Origin of the sequence: uncultured Gordonia sp. (assembly GCF_937858515.1) — a bacterium.
Taxonomy (GTDB): Bacteria; Actinomycetota; Actinomycetes; order Mycobacteriales; family Mycobacteriaceae; genus Gordonia.
The window spans coordinates 1-24,454 of the sequence record NZ_CALLZT010000168.1 but is presented as its reverse complement, the minus strand read 5'-3'; the positions used below and the strand labels follow the sequence as shown (position 1 = coordinate 24,454).

Annotated in this window: 17 protein-coding genes; 13 read left to right on the top strand and 4 right to left on the bottom strand. The window is 66.5% G+C overall.

Features of this window, described 5'->3' with window-relative positions:
• Positions 1-448 (bottom strand): FAD-dependent oxidoreductase (locus Q0627_RS16210; protein WP_298811426.1); only part of this gene is annotated, 448 nt, incomplete at its 3' end.
• Between the two features lie 371 nt (positions 449-819).
• Here Q0627_RS16210 and Q0627_RS16205 point away from each other — a divergent pair.
• The 3 genes from Q0627_RS16205 (at position 820) to Q0627_RS16195 (ending at position 4,643) form a co-directional block, all read left to right on the top strand.
• Positions 820-3,054, top strand: coding sequence for an MMPL family transporter (locus tag Q0627_RS16205; protein ID WP_291014589.1), 2,235 nt, complete (start codon positions 820-822; stop codon positions 3,052-3,054).
• 13 nt (positions 3,055-3,067) lie between these two features.
• Entirely contained in the window at positions 3,068-3,706 is a 639-nt protein-coding gene (locus Q0627_RS16200; protein ID WP_298811422.1) for a TetR/AcrR family transcriptional regulator, read from the top strand.
• A 70-nt stretch (positions 3,707-3,776) separates the two neighbouring features.
• Positions 3,777-4,643, top strand: a complete 867-nt coding sequence (locus Q0627_RS16195) for a Bax inhibitor-1/YccA family protein (protein ID WP_291014584.1) — start codon at positions 3,777-3,779, stop codon at positions 4,641-4,643.
• A gap of 75 nt (positions 4,644-4,718) precedes the next feature.
• Here the strand turns inward: Q0627_RS16195 and Q0627_RS16190 are convergent, their stop codons facing one another.
• On the bottom strand, positions 4,719-5,942 hold the full coding sequence (locus tag Q0627_RS16190; protein ID WP_291014582.1) for an acetyl-CoA C-acetyltransferase: 1,224 nt from the start codon (positions 5,940-5,942) through the stop codon (positions 4,719-4,721).
• A 139-nt stretch (positions 5,943-6,081) separates the two neighbouring features.
• Between Q0627_RS16190 and Q0627_RS16185 the strand changes: the two genes are divergently transcribed.
• The 3 genes from Q0627_RS16185 to Q0627_RS16175 are packed head-to-tail and all read left to right on the top strand — an operon-like array spanning position 6,082 to position 12,010.
• Positions 6,082-7,479 (top strand): cystathionine beta-synthase, encoded by a 1,398-nt coding sequence (locus Q0627_RS16185; protein ID WP_291014579.1) that lies wholly within the window; start codon positions 6,082-6,084, stop codon positions 7,477-7,479.
• 11 nt (positions 7,480-7,490) lie between these two features.
• Positions 7,491-8,630: a cystathionine gamma-synthase gene (locus Q0627_RS16180; protein WP_298811417.1), complete on the top strand. Its 1,140-nt coding sequence runs from the start codon at positions 7,491-7,493 to the stop codon at positions 8,628-8,630.
• Between the two features lie 53 nt (positions 8,631-8,683).
• Positions 8,684-12,010, top strand: a complete 3,327-nt coding sequence (locus Q0627_RS16175) for a BTAD domain-containing putative transcriptional regulator (RefSeq protein ID WP_298811414.1) — start codon at positions 8,684-8,686, stop codon at positions 12,008-12,010.
• A gap of 30 nt (positions 12,011-12,040) precedes the next feature.
• Here Q0627_RS16175 and Q0627_RS16170 read toward each other — a convergent pair whose 3' ends face one another.
• Positions 12,041-12,892: an ABC transporter permease gene (locus Q0627_RS16170; protein ID WP_291016264.1), complete on the bottom strand. Its 852-nt coding sequence runs from the start codon at positions 12,890-12,892 to the stop codon at positions 12,041-12,043.
• A 1-nt stretch (position 12,893) separates the two neighbouring features.
• Positions 12,894-13,898 carry an ATP-binding cassette domain-containing protein gene (locus Q0627_RS16165; protein ID WP_298811411.1) on the bottom strand — a complete coding sequence of 335 codons (1,005 nt, stop codon included), beginning with the start codon at positions 13,896-13,898 and terminating at the stop codon, positions 12,894-12,896.
• On the opposite strand from Q0627_RS16165, the gene Q0627_RS16160 reads away from it, so the two are divergent.
• The 7 genes from Q0627_RS16160 to Q0627_RS16130 all read left to right on the top strand — a co-directional run bounded on the left by Q0627_RS16160 (position 13,897) and on the right by Q0627_RS16130 (position 24,388).
• Positions 13,897-15,357, top strand: a complete 1,461-nt coding sequence (locus Q0627_RS16160) for a hypothetical protein (protein ID WP_298811409.1) — start codon at positions 13,897-13,899, stop codon at positions 15,355-15,357. The two genes, Q0627_RS16165 and Q0627_RS16160, sit on opposite strands and share 2 nt — an antisense overlap.
• Positions 15,354-15,737 (top strand): hypothetical protein, encoded by a 384-nt coding sequence (locus tag Q0627_RS16155; protein ID WP_291013816.1) that lies wholly within the window; start codon positions 15,354-15,356, stop codon positions 15,735-15,737. Before Q0627_RS16160 ends, Q0627_RS16155 begins: the two co-directional genes overlap by 4 nt.
• A 10-nt stretch (positions 15,738-15,747) precedes the next feature.
• Positions 15,748-17,334, top strand: a complete 1,587-nt coding sequence (locus Q0627_RS16150) for a phage minor head protein (RefSeq protein ID WP_298811406.1) — start codon at positions 15,748-15,750, stop codon at positions 17,332-17,334.
• Between the two features lie 421 nt (positions 17,335-17,755).
• Entirely contained in the window at positions 17,756-20,731 is a 2,976-nt protein-coding gene (locus Q0627_RS16145; protein WP_291013812.1) for an ADP-ribosyltransferase, read from the top strand.
• Positions 20,732-20,771: 40 nt separating this feature from the next.
• Positions 20,772-21,095, top strand: a complete 324-nt coding sequence (locus Q0627_RS16140; RefSeq protein ID WP_291013809.1) for a hypothetical protein — start codon at positions 20,772-20,774, stop codon at positions 21,093-21,095.
• Between the two features lie 256 nt (positions 21,096-21,351).
• Entirely contained in the window at positions 21,352-23,193 is a 1,842-nt protein-coding gene (locus Q0627_RS16135; RefSeq protein ID WP_291013806.1) for a major capsid protein, read from the top strand.
• 256 nt (positions 23,194-23,449) lie between these two features.
• Positions 23,450-24,388, top strand: a complete 939-nt coding sequence (locus tag Q0627_RS16130) for a phosphatase PAP2 family protein (protein WP_291019729.1) — start codon at positions 23,450-23,452, stop codon at positions 24,386-24,388.
• The last annotated feature ends 66 nt before the right edge of the window (positions 24,389-24,454 follow it).

Here is a 24,454-nt window from a genome sequence, read left to right as displayed (position 1 = left end):
CGCCGATGATGGGCGGGTGGTGGGGGCGCATCGCGGCCGGGAGGGCCACGGCGTCGCGGCGGGCCGGTAGGGCGTCGACGCCGGGCCACATCCAGTGCGGGCGCCGCGCGACACCCCCGGTGGCCAGGATCAGCGCATCGTAGGAAACCTCGTCGCGTGTATCGAGGACGACGCTGCGATGGCCCGGGCGTACGGTGACCACGCTGGTGCCGGTGACCACCGTGATGCGTCGATTGGCCCAGAAATCGGCGTCGCCGAGTGCGACCGCCTCCGGGGACAGATCCGCGTCGAGAAGGTCCTTGGAGAGTGACGCCCGATGATAGGGCAACTCCGGTTCGGCCCCGTAAACGGTGATGATGCCGTCAAATCCCTTGGAACGCAAAGTTTCTGCTGCGGTAATGCCGGCGATTCCGGTGCCGACGATCACGACGCGGCGGGGCGCGGTCATCCGGCTACCACCTGGATCCGGACGCCGGGAAAGGACTGGTCGCCGCGCGTAAATGTGGGCGCGGGTAGTTCACGTGAGCTCATCGGTGACCCCCTGAGATCAATGTGCATGTGCCACGTGCCACTCGACAGTAGACGGGACTTTGTACCCTGTCTATACGAACAGCTGTTTCGGGAGGAGCCGTTCGGGGGATGCGCGGTCAGCGGTCAACAGGCTGCGGCGAGTGGTCATATCGGAGCGACAAACGGTCGGTGCCGGCCGCGTCCTGCGGGGGTTGCCACCTGTGGGTTATTGCCGCTAACTTAACGCCGATAACACACAGTCGACAACACATGACGGGGCCGCACCATGACCGACCAGGGGGATACACCATGCCAGAGCGTCTGACGCGTGCGATCATCGCGGCACCGAAGCGGGTGCTGCTGATCGCTTTGGTGCTGTTCATCGGTGCCGGGATATACGGGGTGGGCGCTGCCAAAGACCTGCTCGCCGGGGGATTCAGCGACCCGACCTCCGAATCGGCGGTCGCCGACAAAATGCTCGACCAGCGCTTCGACCGGGGTGGATTGCAGGTCGTCATCAAACTCGACACCGAGCTGGGCACCGATATCTCCACCGATTCGGCCGCCACGGCCGTCGGCAGGCAGATCATCGACGAGCTCAAGACCATCGACTACGTTCAGGACCCGATCCTGTCGATCTGGGACCAGCCGCAACTGGAAGCCGGGCTGCTCAGCACGGACAAGTCCTCGACGCAGATCGTGGTCAACCTGTCCGGCGGCGAGGACCACGCCCCCATACACGCGGAGGAACTCGCCGAACGCCTCACCGGCGAACGGGACGGGATCCGGATCCGGGTCGGCGGTCAGGCGATGGTGTACGCGGAGGTCAACTCCCAATCCGCGCGTGACCTGGCGATCGCCGAGGCCATCGCCATCCCGATCACCTTCATCGTGCTGATCTTCGTGTTCGGTGGGTTGATCGCGGCCTCGCTGCCTGTGGGAATCGGCATCTTCGCCATCGTGCTCACCTTCACCTACCTGCGGCTCGTCGCCCTCTTCACCGATGTGTCGATCTTCGCGCTCAATCTCGCGACGGCGATGGGGCTGGCGCTTGCCATCGACTACACGCTGTTGCTGCTGACCCGATACCGCGAGGAGCTGAGCGCCGGACGCAGCCGGGACGCGGCCATCGTGGCGACGATGGCCACCGCGGGGCGCACCGTGCTGTTCTCGGCCGTCACCGTGGCGCTGGCGCTGGCCGCGCTGGTGATCTTCCCGATGTACTTCCTGCGTTCGTTCGCCTATGCGGGAATCGGCGTCGTGGCCGTCGCACTCGCTGCGGCACTGATCCTCACTCCGGCACTGCTGGCGGTGCTCGGGCCGCGGATCGACAGTCTCGACGTCCGAGGACCGGTGCGCAGGCTCCTGCGCCGCCCTGAACGTCCGGCGGGAACCGGCGCCGAAGGCGCGATCGAGGACACGGTCTGGTATCGCATCGGTCAGTTCGCGATGCGCCGGGCGGTCCTGGTGGTGATCGCGGTCGTCGCGTTGCTGGCGCTTCTCGGCGCACCGTTCCTGTCGATCAAGTTCGGTTTCCCGGACGACCGGGTGCTGCCGGAGTCGGCCACCTCGCACGAGGTGCAGCAGGAGATCCGCGACGGCTACAAGCAGAACCTGTCGGGGGTGTCGACGGTCGTGGTGACCGGCGCCAACGATCCCAACAGCTTCGCGCTGCGCAGCTACAGCCAGGACCTGTCACGGGTCAAGGGCGTCGACGCGGTGACGTCGTCGGCCGGACTGTTCGTCCAGAGCGCGCAGGTGGCCGAGGGGGATGCGGCCGACACCTCCGAGGGCGTCGCGATCGTCACCGTGTCCTCGTCGCTGGAACCGACGAGCGACGAGGCCGCGGAGTTGGTCAGGGCACTGCGCGCCGTCGAGCTTCCCGACGGGATGACCGCACGGGTCACGGGGGTTGCGGCCAACAGCGTCGACACCCTGGACTCGATGTTCGCGCACCTGCCGTACGTGCTGGGCGTGATCGCCGTCGCCACGTTCATCCTGTTGTTCCTGTTCACCGGCTCGGTGGTACTGCCGCTCAAGGCGTTGGTGCTGAACGTGCTGTCGTTGTCGGCGACTTTCGGTGCGATGGTGTTCATTTTCCAGGACGGTCACCTCGGCGGTTTCGGGACCGTCGCGACCGGCCATCTTGTGGACACCATGCCGGTGCTGATGTTCTGCATCGCGTTCGGCCTGTCGATGGACTACGAGGTGTTCCTGCTCGGCCGTATCCGCGAGGAGTTCCTGGCTTCCGACGGCAGTCGGGAGGCCGCAGACCACGCCGTGGCCGTCGGCCTGGCCAAGACCGGCCGCGTGATCACCGCCGCGGCACTGCTGATGAGTATCGTGTTCGCGGCGATGGCGGCCTCGGGCGTGTCGTTCATGCGGATGTTCGGCGTCGGCCTGACCATCGCCGTACTCATGGACGCCACGCTGATCAGGCTGCTGCTGGTGCCGGCGTTCATGCGGCTGATGGGGCGCCTGAATTGGTGGGCACCGGCACCGCTGCGCAAGCTGCACCAGCGGATCGGTCTGGCGGAATCATGACGGTGCGATCCTGATGGTCCGGCGTCGTTCCCCGCGCGGTTCCGGCGACCGGCTCGCCGGCGAGATCGTCGACGCCGCCATCGAATTGCTCATCGACGCCGGTGACGACTCGGCGGTGTCGATCCGGTCGGTCGCGGCCCGCGTCGGCGTCACGCCGCCGTCGATCTATCTGCATTTCGCCGACAAACAGGAACTGCTCGACGCGGTGTGGTCACGCTACTTCGAGAACATCGACGGCGTGCTTGCGGCCGCGTGCGAGGGCGTGGAGGATCCGCTCGAGCGGTTGGTGCGGATGGGCGTGGCCTATGTGCGGTTCGCTGTCGGCGCTCCGGCTCTGTACAGGTTGCTCGATGCCAGGACGCCACGGAAGGACCACAGCCCGAAGGGTGACGAGTTGACGGCATCGGCGCCGTTCGTCCGGCTGCACGAGGCGGTCTCGGAACTCGTGGGCAGCGATCCGGATGCCGGGGTCCTCGAGTTCTGGGCTGCCGCACACGGCATCGCGTCGTTGATGATCTGTCGTCCCGATCTGGGGTGGGACGACGACCTGGGCCATGCCGAGCACATGTTCACGGCGTTGTGCCGGGGGATGGGTGGGCGCGGTATGTCACGCTCGTCGGGACGGCGCATCACACGGGATGGTCAAGAGTAGGTAAAGTCGGAACCCTATCCGGCCGTCACACGTTGATCGAGTCAGACGCCCTACCCAGAAGGAGCCTGTGGTGAGAGAGAGTAGTAACCCGGTTATGCGCGGCGTGGTCCGCGATAACCAGACCGGCTTTGCCGGTTTCGGCGCCGGGGCCGCGGGTGCGGCCCAGGGCGCGATGTTCAACCAGCACGGGCAGCAGTACGACCCGTACGCCCAGCAATACCAGCAGCCCACGCAGCCTGCGACGCGCCAGCTCACGGTCGACGACGTGGTCACCAAGACCGCGATCACCCTCGGCGTCCTGACGGTATCGGCCATCGTGTCGTACTTCCTGGTCGACTCCAACGACGCGCTGGCCACCCCGCTGATGGCACTCGGTGCGATCGGTGGTCTGGTGCTGGTACTGATCGCCACCTTCGGCCGCAAGCAGGACAACCCGGCCATCGTGCTCGCGTACGCCGCGTTCGAGGGGCTGTTCGTCGGATCGATCTCGTTCGTCTTCGCCAACTTCGTGGTTTCCGGCGATACGTCGGCGGGAGCGCTGATCGGTCAGGCGGTCCTGGGCACGTTCGGCGTGTTCTTCGGGATGCTGGTGGTGTACAAGGTCGGCGCTATCCGCGTCACGCCGCGGTTCACCCGGATGCTGTTCGCCGGCATGATCGGCGTCTGCGTGCTCATGCTCGGCAATCTCGTCGCGAGCTTCTTCACCGACGGCGGTTTCGGTCTGCGTGACGGCGGCCCGCTGGCCATCATCTTCTCGCTGGTCTGCATCGGCATCGCCGCGTTCAGCTTCCTGCTCGACTTCGACTCCGCCGACCGGCTCATCCGTGCGGGTGCGCCGTCGAAGGCCGCCTGGGGTGTCGCGCTCGGCCTTACCGTCACCCTGGTCTGGCTGTACATCGAGATCCTGCGACTGCTCAGCTACTTCAACTCCGACTAGTCGTCGGTAGAAGCAATCGGCAACCAAAACCGCCCCGGAGATATCTCTCCGGGGCGGTTTTGGTTACTTCGTGGATCAGGAGAGACGTTCGAGAACCATCGCCATGCCCTGGCCGCCGCCGACACACATCGACTCGATGCCGAAGGTCTTGTCGTGGGTCTGCAGGTTGTTGAGCAGGGTGGTGGTGATGCGGGCGCCGGTCATGCCGAACGGGTGACCGATGGCGATCGCACCGCCGGAGACGTTGAGCTTGTCGTGGTCGATGCCCAGTTCGTTGGCCGAACCGAGGACCTGCACGGCGAAGGCTTCGTTGATCTCGACGAGGTCGATGTCCGAGAGCGACATGCCCGAGATGCGCAGCACCTTGCGGATCGCCTCGATCGGGCCCAGACCCATGATCTCGGGCGACAGGCCGGTCGCGGCGGTGGCGACGACGCGGGCCAGCGGGGTCAGGCCCAGTTCCTTGGCCTTGGTGTCGCTCATGATGACCAGCGCGGCGGCACCGTCGTTGAGCGGGCAGGCGTTACCGGCGGTGATGGTGCCGTCGGGCCGGAACACCGGCTTGAGCTGGCTGATCTTGTCGTAGGTGGTGCCGGCGCGCGGTCCGTCGTCGGTGGACACCTGGGTGCCGTCGGGCAGGGTGACCGGGTCGATCTCGCGGGCGAAGAAGCCGGCATTGATGGCGGCCTCGGCGCGGTTCTGGCTCAGCACGCCCCAGCGGTCCTGGTCCTCGCGCGAGATGCCGGTGTAGCTGGCGACGTTCTCGGCGGTCTGGCCCATCGCGATGTAGACGTCGGGGATCAGACCGTCCTCGCGGGGGTCGTGCCAGCTGCCGGCGCCACCCTCGGAGGTCTTCGCGCTGCGCGCGACGGCCTCGTCGAACACGGCGTTCTTGGAGTTGGGGGCGCCGTCGGCACCGCCGGAGATACCGAAGCTGGAGACACTTTCGACACCACCGGAGATCACCACGTCGACCTCACCGGCCTTGATGGCGTGCAGCGCCATGCGGGTGGTCTGCAGCGACGACGAGCAGTAGCGGTTGACGGTGACGCCGGGGATGTGGTCGTAACCGAGTTCGACGGCAATGACGCGGGCGATGTTGTAGCCGCCCTGGCCGCCGGGCTGTCCGATACCCCAGTGGATGTCCTCGATGTCCTTGGGGTCGAGGGAGGGCACCTTGGCGAGCGCCGCGGCCACCATCTGGCGCGAGAGCTCGTCGGGGCGAACGTCTTTCAGAGATCCCTTACCGGCGCGGCCGATGGGGGAACGGGCATGGGCGACAATCACTGCTTCTGGCATGTGAAACACGTTACTTCACGGCCTCGGCGCAATGGTATGCCGCCGACCGCGACCACTCGGCCGGGTGCCTTTTGTGCGGCGCGCGCGGATACCTCGGGTGGGTTTCGGGGTCCGCGGCCGCAAGTGGGACCATGGAGGAATGCGCATCGCGAATCACGTCGTCGACCTGGTGGGCAACACACCGCTCGTCAAGCTCAATTCTGTGGTGAAACCCGGTTCAGGTCTGGTCGCGGCCAAGGTCGAGTATCTCAATCCCGGCGGCAGCAGCAAGGACCGTATCGCCGTCCGGATGGTCGACGCGGCCGAGGCTTCCGGCGAGCTCAAGCCCGGCGGCACCATTGTTGAACCGACCTCGGGTAACACCGGTGTGGGTCTGGCCCTCGTCGCGCAGCAGCGCGGCTACAAGTGTGTGTTCGTGTGTCCCGACAAGGTCGGTGAGGACAAACGCAACGTGCTCAAGGCCTACGGCGCCGAGGTGGTGGTCTGTCCCACGGCCGTTCCGCCGGAGCATCCCGACAGCTACTACAATGTCTCCGACCGGCTGGTCCGGGAGATCGACGGTGCGTGGAAGCCCAACCAGTACGCCAATCCCGCAGGGCCGCAAAGCCATTACGAGACCACCGGCCCGGAGATCTGGCGTGATACCGACGGCCGGGTCACTCACTTCGTGGCAGGCGTCGGCACCGGCGGCACCATCACCGGCACCGGCCGCTACCTCAAGGAGATCTCCGGCGGCAAGGTCAAGGTTGTCGGCGTCGACCCCGAGGGCTCGGTGTACTCAGGCGGCACCGGCCGTCCGTACCTGGTCGAGGGCGTCGGTGAGGATTTCTGGCCGGCCGCCTACGACGCGACGATCCCCGACGAGATCATCGCCGTCTCCGACGCCGACTCGTTCGACATGACCCGGCGCCTGGCCCGTGAGGACGGACTCCTGGTGGGCGGCTCCTGCGGCATGGCGGTGGTCGCCGCGCTGCAGGTGGCCGAACGTGAAGGCCCCGACGCGGTGGTCGTGGTGCTCCTGCCCGACGGTGGTCGCGGCTATATGGCCAAGATCTTCAACGACAAATGGATGAGCAGCTACGGCTTCCTGCGCTCCACCCTCGACGGCAAGGCCACCGGTGAGCCGCTGGTGGGCGAGGTGCTGCGGGGTAAGAGCGGCAAGCTGCCCGACCTGGTGCACACCCACCCGTCCGAAACCCTGCGCGATGCCATCGAGATCCTGCGTGAGTACGGCGTCTCGCAGATGCCCGTGGTCGGCGCCGAACCACCGGTGATGGCAGGTGAGGTGGCCGGTGCGGTCACCGAACGCGACCTGCTCAGCGCCGTCTTCGAGGGCCGCGCCAACCTCGCCGACCCGGTGTCGGCGCACATGGGCGAACCATTCCCCCTGATCGGTTCGGGTGAACCGGTCTCCGCCGCGACCAAGGCCTTGAGTGAGTCGGATGCGTTGATGGTGGTCGACGACGGTAAACCCGTCGGCGTCATCACCCGCCACGACCTGCTCGCCTTCGTCAGCACACACCCTTTCGTCGGATAGGACTTCCTACAATGAGCCAAGGCTTTTCCACCCGGGCCATCCACGCCGGATACGATCCCGATCCGCTGACCGGCGCTGTCAACGTCCCCATCTACGCGTCGTCGACGTTCGCCCAGGACGGTGTGGGAGGGATGCGCGGCGGGTTCGAGTACGCACGCACCGGCAACCCGACCCGGCGTGCCCTCGAAGCCAACCTCGCCGCTCTCGAAGGCGGTGTGTTCGGCCGGGCCTTCGCCTCGGGGATGGCCGCCACCGACGCCCTGCTGCGCGCCACGCTGCGCCCGGGCGATCACCTGGTCATCCCGAACGACGCCTACGGCGGCACGTTCCGGCTCATCGACAAGGTGTTCACCCAGTGGGGCATCGACTACTCGGTCGCCCCGATCACCGACGCCGACGCCGTGCGCGCCGCCATCACCGACAAGACCAAGCTGGTGTGGATCGAAACCCCCACCAACCCGCTGCTCAACGTCGGTGACATCGCGGTGCTCGCCGAGATCGCGCACGGTGCGGGCGCAAAACTGGTGGTGGACAACACCTTTGCCTCGCCGTACCTCCAGCAGCCGCTGGCGCTGGGGGCCGACGTGGTGCTGCATTCGACCACCAAGTACCTCGGTGGGCACTCCGATGTGGTCGGCGGTGCGCTGATCACCGACGACGAACAACTCGACACAGACATCGCCTTCCTGCAGAACGGTGCCGGTGCGGTACCGGGACCGTTCGGCGGCTACCTCACGCTGCGCGGCATCAAGACGCTCGCCGTCCGCATGGACCGGCACAGCGACAACGCCGAACGCGTCGTCGAATACCTGGCCGGACATTCGAAGATCGAGAAGGTGCTCTACCCGGGTCTGGCCGATCATCCGGGCCACGCCGTCGCGGCCAAGCAGATGAGCCGCTACGGCGGCATGGTGTCGGTGCTGGTCAACGGCGGATTGGAGGCGGCGCAGGACTTCTGTGCCCGCACCGAGGTGTTCACCCTGGCCGAGTCGCTCGGCGGCATCGAGTCGCTGATCGAGCATCCGGGCGCGATGACGCACGCCTCGACGGCCGGTTCGCTGCTGGAGGTTCCCGACAACCTCGTCCGCCTCTCGGTGGGCATCGAGGACATCGACGACCTCCTCGGCGACCTGGAGAAAGCGCTGCACTGACCGGCTGATCGCCCATCCTGAAATCGGTTGCCCGGCTGCGTACTCTGGACGAAGTGTCGACGTCGGAGGTGCAATCCGCCACCGCGATCGTGATCGGGCTGTTGGGTCCGGTCGCCGTCGCGCGATCGGACATGGGCGCCGGATCTGACGAGGCGACGTCCGACGGCGCGGTGCCGGTGGCGCCCGCAGATCTGGTACCCGTCGCCGGTCTGCGCGCCCGGCGGTTGTTGGTGTCCCTGGCACTGGCCGGGGGACGAGTGCGGACAGCCGAACGCCTCATCGACGATGTGTGGGGCGACACGCTGCCCGGATCGCCCGGTGCGGCCCTGCATACCCAGATCTCGCGGCTGCGCTCGGTGGTGGGGCATTCGGCGATCGAAGGCGTTGCCGGTGGCTACCGGCTCGTCCGATGCCGGACCGACCTGGACATCGTGGCCGAGCTGGCCAGATCCGCAGAACCGTCGGACCTGGACGCGGCGGCCATCTGGTGGCGTGGGATTCCCGGAGAAGACCTGGGCGGGACCGGAATCGGTGATGTCGCCGGTGAACTTCGGGCAAAGGCGGCCGCTGTTCGTGCAGACATCGATCGCAGGCTGATGTCGGTATTGCTGGCTCGTCGGGACTTTTCCGGAGCTCGTGATATCGCTGAAAAACTATGTGCGGCAGATCTACTGGATGAGTCGGCGCATGTGGCACTGATGCGTGCACTGGCCGGGGAGGGGCGGAACTCCGAGGCGTTGTCGGTCTTCGCGCGACTGAGGCGCGCGCTCTCGCGCGAACTGGGCGTTGACCCGGGTCCGGAGGCGCTCAGGCTCAACGCGGAATTACTCACCGGCACAAGCGAACCCGGGGTCGCCACTGTGTCCGCCGACCGGGACGAGGATTCGGCTGCGGGGGACTGGCATTCGAGAGCCGTCGGCGTGGTGTCGGATTCGTCCGAACTTATCGGACGTGACGACGACATCGCGAGCATCGTGGCGCTGTTCGACCGATACCGGTTGGTGACCGTGCAGGGGCCCGGCGGGGTCGGCAAGACCCGCGTCTCCCACCGGGTGGGCGCCGAACTGGCCCGGGCGGGCCGCAGTGTCTTCTATGTGCCGCTGGCACCGATCCGCGACGACGACGACGTGGTCAGCGCCATCGCCGCGACGCTCGGTGTCGGCGAATCGGAGTTCTCCGCAAGCGGACGGCCACGGCGCAACATAGGTGATCTCGCGGCCCGGACCGTCGACGCGGTGCGCGGACTGGACGCGGTGCTGATCCTGGACAACTGTGAACAGGTCGTCGGCCGGTGTGCCACCATTGTCGCCGATCTTCTTGCGGCCGGTCCGAATCTGTGTGTGCTCACCACGAGCCGATCGCCACTGATGCTGACCGCCGAACGCATTTACCAACTGCCCACGCTGGGCGGCGGCGTCGACGGCGCGTCGGCCGAACTGTTCGAACGCCGGGCCCGGGCCATCCGGCCGGCCGCAACGCTTCAGCCCGCTGCGGTCGCCGAACTGTGCGAGCAACTCGACGGCCTGCCGTTGGCCATAGAGCTTGCCGCAGCACGCATCCGGACCATGTCGGTCGCCGAGATCACCGCCCGGCTCGAAGAACGGTTCGCGCTGCTGCGAGGCACCGATCGTAGTGCGCCCGACCGGCACCGCACCCTGTACGCGGTCATCGAATGGAGTTGGGACCTGCTCGGCGACGACGCGCGCGCCGCGCTCTGTGCGCTGTGCCGGTTCCCGGCCGGATTCACCGCGGATGCCGCGTCGGTGATGTTGGGCTACAACGGCTTCCGCCTCGATGAGACTCTCGATGCGCTGGTCAACCAGTCGTTGCTCGGTGTGCTGGAGGACGGCGGTCACATCAGGTACCGCATGCTGGAGACGGTCCGCGAGTTCGGTGAGGCCAAACTGGCGAACGATCCGGATGCATCACTTCTGGTCGACGCGTCGATCTGCCGGTGGGCCAGAGGTTTCGCCGAGGCAGCGATCGCCGAATATGAGGAACGGTTCGCGCCACTCGCACTTCTGGAAGCCGTATACACAGAATCCGAGAACCTGGTGTGGGTGCTGCGGCGCTGCACCGCGATCATCGGCGGCGACCGAACGGAAGAGGCTACCACCACCATCGTGACGGTGTTCCCGGTGCTGTCGGCGACCTGGGTGGTGCGCGGACTGCACGCCGAGGTACTGGCATGGAGCGAACGGATCGTGCCGATCCTGCCCAGACCGTCCGCCGGCCTGCCCGAGCGACTCCGCCGCTGTTGGCAGGCCACCGTTCTGGCGGCGACATTGCACCAGTCGATGCACCGCAACATCCGGCTGATCGCCATCGGCCGGATGCTGCTGCGGCGCCTGCAGTCGCCGGGACTTCGGCTGATCGAGCCGACCGACTTCCTGTCCGCGCTATTGCTCAGCCGCAGCGGTACCGCGGCGTCGCGTCTGATCGCCGAAGGGGTGCGCCGCGGTTCACCGAAGGTCGCTATGTTGGCGCGGGGGCTGCGGATGAACGTGCGGGAGAACGCGGGCTCGCTGGATCTGGCGCTGTCCGACGGGCTCGCGATGATCGAGGAGTCGGCGCACCACGACGACGTGTGGTTGCATGCCATGCCCAGGATGAGCGTCGCCGGAATCTACGGGCAACGCGGACAGTGGGATCGCGCCGTCGACTGCTACCGCGCGGTGATCGCCGATCTGGACCGGCTGTCGGCGTACGAGGATGCGTCCGGGTCCCGGTGTTATCTGGCTTGCGCGCTCGTCGCGCTCGGCCGTCTCGACGAGGCCGAGCGGGAACTCGCCCCGCTTGCCGACGGTTGGAGCGTCGAAGCGCCCGATCCACAGGGCCATCCGGAGGTGACCACGGCAATGATGTTGACCTGGGCCGAGATTCGTCACGCCCGGGGAGATCAGGAGCGGGCCGCCGAGGCGTTCGGGCGCGCTGCGGTGCTCATCTGCCGCGAACACCCGTATGTGGCCGCGGACCCGGGGGCGGTGCTGCTGACAAGTAACGCGGTGGCCGGGATGATCGGTTGCGGCAGAGTGGATCAGGCGGGGGAGTTCCTCGACGTTCTGCACTCGGCGCTGCGGTCCATGCTCGGCGGCGATGGTTGGCTCGACCTCCCGCAGGGAGCCACGATCGCGGTGACGCTCGGATGGCTCCTGTGCGCGGGTCCGGACGGCGATGCGCCCGCCGGTGCTCGTCTGATCGCGCTGGGACTTCGGTTGGGTGCGCGACAGGACCTGCCGAGTGTGCATCGTGGGATGACACAGGCCCAGGCGATCTCGGGTCTGACCGAGACCGCCTGGGCGGTGGTGTGCGGTGAGGCCGCACGGCTGTCGAAACGTCAGGCCAAGGAAGCGATTCTGGACCTGATAGGCGACCGCTGACCCGGGTTGGTCGCCGGTAGGGTTGCGGCGCTAGGCGTTACGCATGTAGGCGCGCACCGCAAGCGGAGCGAAGACGGCCGTGACGATCGCCGCGCCCAACAGGGACCAACCGACGTGACCACTGAAGTGTCCGTTTGCCGTCAGGTCGCGTACCGCACTGACCAGGTGGCTGACCGGATTGACCTTGACCCACGCCTGCAACCAGCCTGGCATCGTGTCGGCGGGGGCGAACGCGTTGGAGGCGAACGTCAGCGGGAACATGATCATCATCGAAACGCCCTGCACTGCTGAGGCTTTGCTCATCAGGCACCCCATGAGGGCGAAGATCCACGACATGGCGAAGCTGCACACCATGATCAGCAGGCCGGAGGCCACCACACCGAGGACGTCGGGCCGCCAGCCCATGATGATGCCCATGATGACCGTCAGGACCGTCGCGACGAAGTAGCGGATCACGTCGGCGAGCAGCGCGCCGGCCAGCGGGCTGATCCGGGCGATCGGCAACGACCGGAACCGGTCGAAGACGCCTTTGTCCATGTCCTCGCGCAACTGGGTGCCGGTGACGATCGAGGTCAGGATCACCGTTTGCACCATGATGCCCGGAATGATCACCGGCAGATACGATTTCACATCACCGCTGATCGCTCCGCCGAACACGTAGGTGAACAGCAAGGTGAAGATGATCGGCTGGAACGTGACGTCGAAGAGTTGTTCTGGATTGTGCCCGATCTTCAGGACGCCGCGGAAGGCCATCGAGAACGACTGGGTGATCGTCTCGGCCAGGGACACAGACGTTTTCGCCTGAATGCGGGCCGCTTCGGTGCGGATCGCTCCGCTTCGGATCGCGGTTGTCGGCTCGGTGGCCGGTGTTGTCGTGGTCATGTCAGGCCACATCCTGGGTGCTGTCGGTTCTGTCGGGCTGCGCGGGTTTGCCGGTGATGGTGAGGAACACTTCGTCGAGAGTCGGCTTCTGGACGTTGATCTCGTCGATCTCGATGTGGTTCTCGCGCAAGGCGATCAGAATGTCGGGGACCACGTCGGAGCGTCGTAGTCCCGCAGTGATCCGGGCGGCCTCCGGGCTCAGCGCGGCGCCGCCGAGGAAGCGGTCGACGATTTCCAGCACCCGGGGCGCGTCGGCGCGGTCGGCCGGGGTCAGCTGCAGCGTCGTCGACCCTACCGACTGCTTGAGTTCGTCGGCGGTGCCATCGGCGATCACCACCCCGTGGTCGATGACCGCGATCCGGTCGGCCAGCTGATCGGCCTCGTCCAAGTACTGCGTGGTCAGCAGCACGGTCGAGCCCTGCTTCACCAGGTCCCGGATGGTGTCCCACATCTGGGCTCGGGTGCGGGGGTCCAGACCGGTGGTCGGCTCGTCCAGGAACAGCAGCGGTGGGGTGTCGATGAGGCTGGCCGCCAGGTCCAGGCGCCGCCGCATGCCGCCGGAGAAGTTCTTGAGCGACCGGTTGGTGGCCTCGGTCAGCGCGAACGCCTCCAGCAGTTCCAGGGCCCGGCTGCGCGCGCGGGCCCGGGAGAAGCCGAGCAGCCGGGCGAACAGCATCAGGTTCTGCAGCGCGGTCAGATCCTCGTCCACCGACGCGTACTGCCCGGTCACCCCGACGAGGGAACGGACGGCCACGGCGTCGGCGACGACGTCGTAGCCGAATACCTTCGCGCTACCGGCGTCGGGGCGCAGAAGAGTCGCCAGCATACTCACGGTTGTCGTCTTACCGGCACCATTCGGGCCGAGGACGCCGTACACCGAACCTGTCGGGACGGCCAGGTCCACACCGTTGACGGCGCGGGTGTTCCCGAAGTGTTTCACCAGACCGGTGGCCTCGATGGCCAGGTCTCCCGCCGTGGCGGGTGTTGGGATCGTGTCATTTGTCATGACGACAACCATGCGCGGCACCGCTGTCATGGGCCTTACACCGGCTTACGTCGCCCTTGCGTGCATCTGCGGCGCCCTACATGCCGGAATATCGGCTGTAGCCAAGTACGACGACGCGCTGGTGGAGCTGGTCGCCTGGTACTTCACGGAGGGGACAACCGGGATACGTCCCGGCCGGAAAGCCCCGACCGTAGGTATCTACCAGTCCGCCACGGCGAACCTAGACAACTGCGCCCGTATCCGGGCGGCGCTTACCCGCCTGTTCGGTCCGGCGTCGGACCGGCTGGATAAGGGCGGCCGGTACGCGACCGCTGAGACCGTACGACGTTGCGCGCAGGCGCGGGAGCTTCGCGCTGGCGGTGTGTCTGTGCGGGAAATCTCGGAGAGAGTCGGCGTGTCCGTCGTGCAGGTCGGCAAGTACCTGCGCCAAGATCCGAAGACGCGGGACAATGTCCCGCGTTGGCGGGAGATCGAACGCGGGGCCGGGTCTGAGGGCATGGTCGTGTTCAAGCTCAACGCTGCCGCTGCGGAGATCATCGTGGAGCATGCGCCTGGCCGGATCGTCCCCACGTCGTTCATCGATGACCTCACGCACGCGCAGCTACTACTTTTCGTTGAGACGGCTGTCCGCGGCGACGGACACATGATGCAAGGCCGCAATCCTGTACTCGGGCAGAAAGATCCCGCCATGCTCGATGCATTCGAGCATGCCTGCCTGTTGCTCGGATACGCAACCAGCCGAACATCGGTCAAAGTTCAGGGATTCCAAGAGCACGTCCAGCACAGGATCACTGTGTCTACGCGCGGAGCGGGATACCGGCCGCGAGCAAACACGATGAGCGTTGTGAACTACACGGGGACCGTCTGGTGCCCGACTGCGGCCGACACCCACACGATGTTGATGCGTCGCAACGGCCGGGTTGCCTACACAGGGAACAGTGCCTGGGAAATTGGCGAATCGGAGGTCAAGTTTGGTGTGGTGCCGGTTGTTTCGGCGATCGCTGATGCTCTCACTGTCGGCCTGCTGCGGCCGCTGCTCGACGAGCAGAACGTGCCGGACGCCGCCGAATATCAGGTGTGGTTCGACACCACCGAACTCCTGATCCGTCCCGATCGGTCCAAGGATTCGCAGGCCCTGTTCGACAAGCATCTGGTGTCGGCGGCGGTGGTGCGCCGCGAGAACGGGTTCGGCGATGATGACGCCCCCGACGAGAAGGAAACCGAACGGACGTTGCTGCTGGAGCTGCTGAAGTTGCGGACTGATCTGGCGCCGAAGATTCTTCCGGCGCTCGGGATCACCCTGGACCTCGGCGACGACGGCAAGGGCGGCGGGCAGGGGGAGGCGGCGCAGGACGAACCCGCCGCGACCGAACCGGCACCCGAGGCCGCACCGGAGGGGAAGAAAGGTCAAGCACCGCCACCGGACAACTCCCCACCGACCCCGGAGTGGGCGCAATGAGCGACCGCTACGTCGACGGCGTGTTCCTCGCGGCCGACCTTGCAGTGCGCCTGACGATCGAGTCCGCGGCCCGCACCATCCGCAACCACCGCGGTCGGGTCGAACGGGCCCGCTACCAGGGGGTGGCCGATGATCGGCTACATCTGGTGCTCGACCCGCCACCCACCCAGGCCGAGGTCGACCGGTGGGCGGCGGTGTTCCGGCGGTGGTGGGGTCTGCCATCGGTGCTCGACGACCACGACATCGAGCACCTCGACCAGGTGATGCTGGCATGCCACACCTACGTGTGCGATCTGCTGCTGCGGCAGGCCGTCCACGATCCGGCTGCGTTGCGTGCCTATCTTGAGCAGGTGCAGGTTGTCTCCGCAGCCGCCGATTGAGCTGTTGCGGATGGCCGCCGAGAAACGTCTCGCGCGGGCGGAGGAGCGTGTGGAGGCGGCGGTGGTCACCGCCATGCGGGACTGGCTGGCCGCGGTGCGTGTGCTGATTCTCGCCGAGGTCATGGCCTCTACCAGCGAAGGTGACAAACAGCGCAAACAGTTTCAGGTGAATGTCACATCGGCCGGCTACCCCGACCACCCGTCGCGCGCCGTCGACGCAGCGTCGGCGGCCTACAACGACTGGCGGCGGTCCGCTGCCAACAACGTGCTTCCCGCGGTGTCCATCGCGTACGGGGAGGCGTTCGCCGCGATCCACAAATCGACCCCAGGCAGCTCGTATCGGCCGCAGCAGGAATACCTGGCGACCGTGTCCGACCGGCTACGCATCTGGCCGGAGGGCGCGTTCGAGGAACTTCGCCCGGAGCTGCTGGAAGCGTTGTCGGAGTCGGAGACGATCGAGGAGGTCACCGACCGCGTCGGCCGCGTCCTGAATATCGACGCCGGCACCCGAGCCCTGCGCGCCGAGATCGGCGAGGTCGACAGGAAGCTCGCCGACCCGGACCTGCCGGCGTGGCGGCGTGAATCGTTGACTGCCCGCCGGAGGTCGTTGTGGCGGGCGCATGATGAGTCGTTGTCGGAGTGGCGGTGGAAAGCCCGCCGGATCGCCCGCACCGAGACGCACGGGGCGGTCAACTCGGGACAGTTGGCGGCGGCGATCGAGATGGAAGCGGCGACCGGCGACACCTACTACAAGCGCTGGTTGGCCACCGAGGACACCAGGACGAGGGCCGCGCACAGGGTCGCTGACGGGCAGACGGTGCCGTTGCGTGGGAAGTTCCGCGTCGGGGGGTGGCTGCTCGATTTTCCCGGCGACCCGGTAGGCCCAGGGCATCTTTCGATCAACTGCCGGTGCACGATGATCCTGTACGACGCTGATGCGGTGCAGGACGCCCTGCAAGGCCCGGACGGCAGCCTAGGCGAAATCCGTCCTGGCGGTGTACGTCTGGGGACCGATGACGCGGACAAGGCCGCTGAGGCGATCCGGAAGGTCGCTGAGGATGAGCAGCGTGCGTTGCCGGCGAACCCGGAGGATCGGGGCGAGGATCATGGGCAGCCGGCGCCGCCTCCTGATCCGGTGGTGGAGTTGACCGATGAGCGGGAAGCCCCGGTTGCGCCACGCCTGGATGACTTCTCGCGGTACTCCGATGATGAGTTGTTGGAGGCGTTGGGCCGCAGTGTGTTCGCCGACGACCCAGAACTGTATGAGGCGTTGAATCGGGAGTGGGATCGGCGGTCGGTGCTCACTGAACCGGTCACTGAATCCACTGACGACCTCACTGAATCGACTGAGGATGTCACTGAGGTTGATCCGGAGATGGTCGCGTTGCTCGGTGATCTCGACGACGACGACCTGCGGGAGATGATCGAGGACGCCCGCGAGGTCGGGGACACCGATCTGCTGGAGGTGCTGCAGGCTGAACGGAATCGGCGTCGTGGCCTCACCGCGGGCGGGAAACGGCGTCGGGCGTTGAAGCCGAAGGGGTTCGGGACGCCGGCGTGGCGCGAGGAGCAGTACCTGCCAGACGCACTGTGGTGAATACTGGGACGTAAGTAGCGCGTTGCTGGCGGGTGGGGCCGGACGCAACCCCTTTGAGGTTGCCCAGGAGCCCCCCGTGAACGCTGTTCTCGATGCCATCACCGCAGCCGGCGTGGTGTATGACCGCCACGATTTCGCAGATCCGCATCTGTCAGGGCCGACCGCGTTGACGGTCACCGCCGACGGGCGGGTGTTCGGGCATCTGGCGACGTGGGGCACCTGCCATATCGGGTACGGCGGGCAGTGTGTGCAGCCACCGTCGTCGTCGACGGGATACAAGTACTTCCATCAGGGTGTGGTGACCACCGCTGACGGTGATCTGCCTGTCGGCACCCTCACCCTCGGCACCGGTCACGCACCGATCAGTCGGGACATTGACGCGAATACCGCAGCCGCGCATTACGACAACACCGGTACCGGGGTGGCGGCGGTGCGGGCTGGTGAGGACGCGCACGGCATTTGGCTGTCCGGCCGCCTGGTGCCCGGCACCCCGCAGGACCGGATCGACGAGTTGCGGCGCGCCGGGGTGTCCGGTGATTGGCGCACCATCAACGGGACGATGGAGTTGGTGGCGGCGCTCGCGGTGAATGTGCCCGGGTTCCCGGTGCCGCGGACCGAGCAGTTGGTGGCGGCCGGTGGTGTGGGGGCGTTGGTGGCGGCGGGGGTGGTGGTGCCACCCGATCCCACTCAGATGCCGCAGACCCCGGCCGAGTTGGAGGCGTTCGTCGCGGCCGCTGCCGACCGGCGCACGCGCGCGGTCCTCGCCCGTGCACGGCTGTCCGAGGTCGCTGACCAGGCCCGGTCGCAGCGGCGGGCCCGGGCGGTGGGGCGCCTGGATGCGGTGGTGGCGTCGGCGGTCGCTGATCGGCGGGTGCGGGCCACCGGGCGGCTGACTGTGGCGTTGTCGGCCGCAGGGGAGCGGCGCGCGAAAACTGAGGCCGGCGCGAAACGGTACGGGGTGTCGGTCGGTGACCTGATCCGCGCGGACCTGACGAAGGTGAAGGCGCGGCTCGACCGGGCAGGGAAGGACGCCGGGCGGGCGGCCGATGACGTGCGTGAGCGGGCCGGGCAGTATGCGGAGGCCGCGGGCCGGGACGTGGCGAAGGCTGTGGCCGGGCCGAAACCGGGCGGGTCTGGTGAGGACAAGCCGAAGGCCGCGGCGAAGGCGGAGGTCGTCGACACCGACACACCGACCCGTACCGCCGGCGAACCCGGTGATCGGCTCGACGAGGACCAGCTCCCGGCGAAGGGCGCCGGTGGCGGGAAGATCGTGGATTACGCCAACGGTAAAGCGCTGTATGACGACGGGACGATGACCGACGGCGCCAAGTGGTATCGGGTCGCTGATGATGTGGTGGCGCGCGCGAAGGCGCAGAAGGCTGCCCGGCGGGTGAAGGCGCGGACAGCGGCGGCGATCGGGGCGGTGATCGCGTCGGCGTCGGTGGTGGTGTCCACGGCGCGGGAGGCTGCGTTGCATGGCCGTCCGGTGGGGTCGCTGATCCTGGTGGGGCCGGTGGATTTGTCTGCGGCCGGGATCGACATGGATGCGTTGGTGGCGGCGGTGCGCAGGGTGCGGACGCCGGCGGGTGCGAAGAAGTACGGTTTGCCGATCGGGTCGCCGATTGTGGCGAAGGGGCATCCGAAGGGGAAGGGGCACGGTAAGCCGCTCAATATGTCCTCGTATGAGGATCACGAGTTGGTTGAGTTGCTGTCGAATTCGCATGTGCATGCGAAGAATGATGCGGCCTATGATGCGGCGCTCGCGGAATTGTCGAAACGTAAGGGTGCTAATTCTGAGATTGGGAAAGCGGTTGCGGCGCATAAGAAGATCAAGGACGCCCACGATGCGGACGTGATTGCGCACGGCAACCCGAAGGATGGGGTGCATCCGACACCGGCGTTGAAGAAGTCGGCTGCCGAGGTTGATGCTTCAAAGAGGGTGATCGAAGACCTGGTGCAACAGAAGGCCCCGGCTAAGGCGGTTCCGGCCAAGAAGGCGCCCACGAAGAAGGCGCCCGCACCCGCGGCGAAGAATGCCCCAGCGAAGAAGGTCGCCCCGGCCAAGGCCGCGCCCTCTGCTGCCCTGGACGAGGCGAAGACGCAGAAGGCATTCGAGGACGCGAAGGCTGCCCACGGTCAGGCGATCAATGACCAGCAGATAGCACAGGACCACCACACGGACATGGTCCACGAAGAGGACCAGGCGTGGTCGGCGCAGGGGAAAGCGGCCTCGGCGGTCAAGAAGGCAAAGCAAGCCACCGCTGCAGCAATGAATAAGCAAGGCACCAACTCGGCCGGGTACAAAGCAGCGAAGGCGAAAGAGGCCGCGGCCGTCAAGGAGTTAGTGAACGCGGAGGCCTCGCTTTCTGCGGCTATGAAGGATAAGGAGCAAGCGGCCGCCAACCTGAAGGCTGCGAACCAGAAGCTGTCCGCCGCGAAGAAGGCTCATGACGACGCGACCAGGGCGTTGGCCGCCCCCACACCCGCGGCCAAGCGTGCAGCCGCGAAGAAGGCTGACGACGAGTATCTCGATGCGGCCAAGGCGCACGAGGCTGCGGTAGCCGACAGGGACGCACTCTTCAAGCCGTATATAGACGCTTTCAAGACGGGAAGTAAAGCGTCACCGGACGAGAAGGCTGCGTTGAAGGCCGCATACAGGGCGGCCTTCAAGAATGCGGAGGCTGCCGAGGTGGAGATGCGGCAGCGGAAGGCAGCTGCGCACGTCGCCGAAGGCGATATGCGGGGTGTGACGACGTTCGGATCGGATGCGGAGGCCCGGGAGCACTTCTACGCCCAGCAGGGTGGCAGGAAGGGTAAGCCGGCTGATATTGCTGGCGAGTTCGCGGTCTATTCGACCGATTCGGGCTACCAGTCGGTGAATGCGGCGCTGCGTGCAACAGATGGTGACGCGTCGAAGATTCGTGATCCGCTCGTGGTCAAGAGCCACGACGGGCATACGTTCTCGTATTCCAACAAGCAGTATCAGGAACGGATTAAGCAACTGGATCAGGGTTTCGATGATGCGCCGCCTTTGGCTGATTCGGTGTTTTTGTCGCGCGGTACCCGGTGGCATGAGTTTTCGCAGTTGGGGATCACCGGACCGAATGATGACCTCTCACACCTGGTGGGCGCGAAGTGGACGAACCATGCGTACACGTCGACGTCGACGTCGGCCGATGCTGCGATGAACACCTCGGACTTCCCCGTACAGATTCGTATCATGGCGCCGGCGGGAACGAAGACGGTGTACATGGCCGGCGATGTGAACCACCAGGACCCCCTGTCGACTCTGCCGTCTGAGGAGGAGTCGTTGCTACCTCGGAACGCGACCTTCCAGATCACGAGGATCCGGAAGGTGAATGGGGTGTGGGAGGTGGACGCAGACTACCTGCCGTGACCGTTGTCAGAGCTATAGTGGAGTGATCTAAGGAGATGCGATGATCAGCGAAGACAAGCTCAGGGACCAGGCGCTCGGATATACGGTGATCCCCGGGTACGACAGCTGGCCCTACGAAGGTCCGGGCCGGTGGGCTGTCATAGATCCGGAGTTGGACCTGACGGTGTGGACCAACGACAAGACAGCGGTCGCTGTGATCGCTGTCTTGTCTTGCAACGAAATGAGGCCGCTACTCGATCGTCGCGACGAGTTGTATGCGGCCGGTAAGTCGGCTACCGAGGCGTTCGACATTCTTACCGAAGGCCTCGACATCGTCACCGGCGATTTGGCGAAGGCGCCGTTCAAGCCGGCGCACTTGAAATAGGTCATCGTGGGCTGCAATTGTGGTGGGTCGGCGCGGCGGATCATTGTGCATGAGTCGCATCGCCCGGACGGGACGGTGAAGCGGTTCCTGACCGAGGCCGAGGCCCGTCGGGACGCGTTGCAGCATGCCGGGCATTACGCCCAGATCACACAGGTGGCGAAGTAACTGGCACGGTTGGGGTTATCCTGGCCGTAGTAGATAGCTGCTGGCGGTTGGGGCCGGGCTGAGAGGTTTGATTCTCAGACTGGAGGCCCCGGTGGCTGATCTGGATTTGCAGGCCCTGCTCGATGTCGCGTCGGGGGACACCCCCGCGCAGCGGCAGGAAGCGGTTGTTGCCGCGCTGACCGAGGCCGGGGTGACCGGCGCCGATGTGGTGGCGTTGCTCGATGAGGTGGCCGACCGGTTCGGTGCGCTCGTCGCCGCCGAACCCGAGGACGCCGAATCGGTTCTCGGACTGGAACTTCTCGCTGACGTTGCTGATGCGGCGCAGCGGGTGCAGACCGATCTGGTGGCCGAGTCGGCGCGTGTGCGTGAGGTCCGCGACGATCTGGCGGCGCGGGTGCTGTCGGCAACCACCACCGCGGACCCCGAACCGGGCGCCGTCGAGGACCTCGACACTGAGGCGCCCGCCGAGGTGGTCGACACCGTCGACGACGAACCTGCCGCCGGAGTAGATGCTCCCGCTGAGCCCGAACCTGCCGCCACCGTCGACGCTCCCGCCGAGCCTGTCGCTGTCGCTGCCGCTGCGACCGGGCCGCGGCGCCGGTTCAATCTGGGGCGGATCGCGGCGAAAGCCCCTGCCCCGGTGCGCCCCGAGCAGCGGGGCCCGACGATCACCGCGGCCGGCAACCTTCACGACCATTCGGCCGGTGACCCGCTCACGGTGGAGGAGATGATCGCGTCGGCCGCCGACCGGCTCAACGCGATGCCGACCAGCCTGCGACTGCCCAACGGTGAGCTGGCCCCCCGCGCACACGGCGAAGAGGCGGTCACCATCCGTCACCGCATCGCCCAAATCCATCACAATTTTCCGTCGGAACTGGTCGCTTCGGGCAAGAACGATGACGACGTCATCGCGTACGCCGTCGATCAGTCCAACCTCCCCGGCGGTTCCCTCACCGCCGGCGGGTGGTGCGCACCGTCCGACCGGCTCTGGGATTTGCTGCCGTCACTGTCGACCGCAACCGAGGGCATGGTCAACGTCCCGGAGATCGCTGTCACCCACGGCGGCATCATCACGATGGGTGGCTTGAGCTTCCGCACCGTGTGGGCAGGTAACGCCGGCATCTTCCAGACCGAGGCCCAGGCCATCGCCAACACCGAGAAGGTGTTCTTCCGGCCGACCTGCCCCGGCGACACCGAGACCCGACTGGACGTCGTGTACTCGGGCATCGTGGTCGACAACCTGCAAGACCACGCGTTCCCGGCAACCACCAAGCAGGCTGTCGAGGAGGTGACTTCGGTGCACGCGCACCGCATCAACGCGTCCACGATCGCCCGAATGGTCGCGGCGTCGACACCGCACGACATGTCTGCGGCGGTCGGACCGTCAGCGACCGCGTCGGTGCTCAACGGACTGGAATTGGTCATCACCAACATGCGGTACGGGTTCCGCGCGCCGAAGGCGATGTGGATGGATGTGGTGATGCCCGATTGGGTGCATACGGTGCTGCGGTCGGATCTGGCGTTGCGGACCACAGCCGACGGCAACCCCAACCAGGTGTCCGACGCCCAGATCGACGCGTTCTTCGCGGTCCGCAAGGCGCGGGTGCAGTGGGTGTACGACTGGCAGGACGCGTTCACCGGCGTTCCCTCCGGATTCGGTGCGGTCACCCCGATCACCGCGTTCCCGACGACTGTGAATGCCCTGGTGTACCCGGCCGGCACGTTCGTGCGTGGCCGCGGCCCGATCGTCAACCTCGACTCGGTGTACGACTCGCAGAACACCAAGGTCAACGACTACCTGCGGCTGTTCATGGAGGAGAAGCTGCTCGTGCACAAGCGTGGCTACGAGTCGCTGAACGTGACCCTGCCGCTGGGTGTGCGTGGCGCGGCCGCGGCTGCGCAGGTGCTCGTCAACGGCGGCGTCCCCGCATAACCCCCCGACCAGGAAAGGGGGTTCGCGTGGCTCCGCTTCTCGTCCCGACACCGACCGTGGTCCCGCCCCGGTTCGGGCTGTTGTCGGTGGCCGACATCGTCCACGAACCGGACCTGCATTGGCAGAACGGCATCTGACGGGCCTGTCGCCGTGGGCCGCCACCTTCACCGGACGCCCAGGCGTTACTCTTGGTCCTTGGTGAGTCGCACATTCGTGTTCCTGAAGATTTCACCCAGACGTTACCGGTGGGGAGGCCATGTCCATAACGGCTCAAGACGAATCGCAGACCCGGCCCGCTGATCAGGCGGGCCGTGGTGCGCGTGTGTTCTTGTGGCTGACCTGGGCGCGGACTTACTTCTCCGTGCCGCGGTGGTGGCTGGAGCTGGCCGTGATCTACTCGATCTACCGGATCTACTCCTACATCCGCAATCTCGGCGGCAAGGACGTCGAGCCGGCGTTCCGGCACGGCACCGCCGTCCTGGACCTGGAGAAGAAACTGCATATCGACGTCGAGATGTCGCTGAACCGGCTCGGCGAGCACTTCACGATCGTCCGGGACGTCGCGTCGGTGCACTATCACACGCTGCACTGGTGGATGACGATCGGAACCGCGGCGTGGCTGTTCATCACCAACAAGGCCGGGTACCGGCGCGGGTCGTTCGTGTTGATCCTCACCACGCTGATGGCACTGGCCGGCTTCTACCTGATGCCGACGGCCCCACCGCGCATGTACGACGGCTTCGTCGACACGCTCGCGGAGACGTCGTCGTGGGGCTGGTGGAGTCCGTCGGGATCGCCGGGACCGGACTCGCTGAGCAACCAGTTTGCGGCGATGCCGTCGCTGCACTGCGGCTGGGCCATCTGGTGCGGCCTGATGATCGTGCTGTACGCGAAGCGGACCTGGGTGCGGGTGCTCGGCGCGCTGTACCCGGTGTCGACGATCCTCGTGGTGATGATCACGGCCAACCACTACATTCTCGACGCCGTCGCCATCATGGCGGTCATCGCGGTCGCCGTCGCCATCGTGTATTCGCCGTGGAGTGCGATTGTCGCGGCGGCGTTCGGGCGGCGTGACGCGCAGTCGGTCACCGTCGACGCCGCCGAACCCGAGAGTGCCGTGTTGCCGGGAGCGCTACAGCAGATGTCGCCCGCTCTGGCATGCGAGGACGCCGACAGGGTGGGCGACGTCGTCTAGGCGCGTCTAGGCGCAATACCGTTCAGTTAGTGCGCACCGGCGTGTAGGTGGGTGGCCCTGCGGGTT

Coding starts and splice junctions, on each gene's coding strand:
- Q0627_RS16205 (WP_291014589.1), top strand. CDS start 820: ATGCCAGAGCGTCTGACGCGTGCGATCATCGCGGCACCGAAGCGGGTG.
- Q0627_RS16200 (WP_298811422.1), top strand. CDS start 3,068: ATGGTCCGGCGTCGTTCCCCGCGCGGTTCCGGCGACCGGCTCGCCGGC.
- Q0627_RS16190 (WP_291014582.1), bottom strand. CDS start 5,942: ATGCCAGAAGCAGTGATTGTCGCCCATGCCCGTTCCCCCATCGGCCGC.
- Q0627_RS16185 (WP_291014579.1), top strand. CDS start 6,082: ATGCGCATCGCGAATCACGTCGTCGACCTGGTGGGCAACACACCGCTC.
- Q0627_RS16180 (WP_298811417.1), top strand. CDS start 7,491: ATGAGCCAAGGCTTTTCCACCCGGGCCATCCACGCCGGATACGATCCC.
- Q0627_RS16170 (WP_291016264.1), bottom strand. CDS start 12,892: ATGACCACGACAACACCGGCCACCGAGCCGACAACCGCGATCCGAAGC.
- Q0627_RS16160 (WP_298811409.1), top strand. CDS start 13,897: ATGACGACAACCATGCGCGGCACCGCTGTCATGGGCCTTACACCGGCT.
- Q0627_RS16165 (WP_298811411.1), bottom strand. CDS start 13,898: ATGACAAATGACACGATCCCAACACCCGCCACGGCGGGAGACCTGGCC.
- Q0627_RS16155 (WP_291013816.1), top strand. CDS start 15,354: ATGAGCGACCGCTACGTCGACGGCGTGTTCCTCGCGGCCGACCTTGCA.
- Q0627_RS16150 (WP_298811406.1), top strand. CDS start 15,748: ATGGCCGCCGAGAAACGTCTCGCGCGGGCGGAGGAGCGTGTGGAGGCG.
- Q0627_RS16140 (WP_291013809.1), top strand. CDS start 20,772: ATGATCAGCGAAGACAAGCTCAGGGACCAGGCGCTCGGATATACGGTG.
- Q0627_RS16130 (WP_291019729.1), top strand. CDS start 23,450: ATGTCCATAACGGCTCAAGACGAATCGCAGACCCGGCCCGCTGATCAG.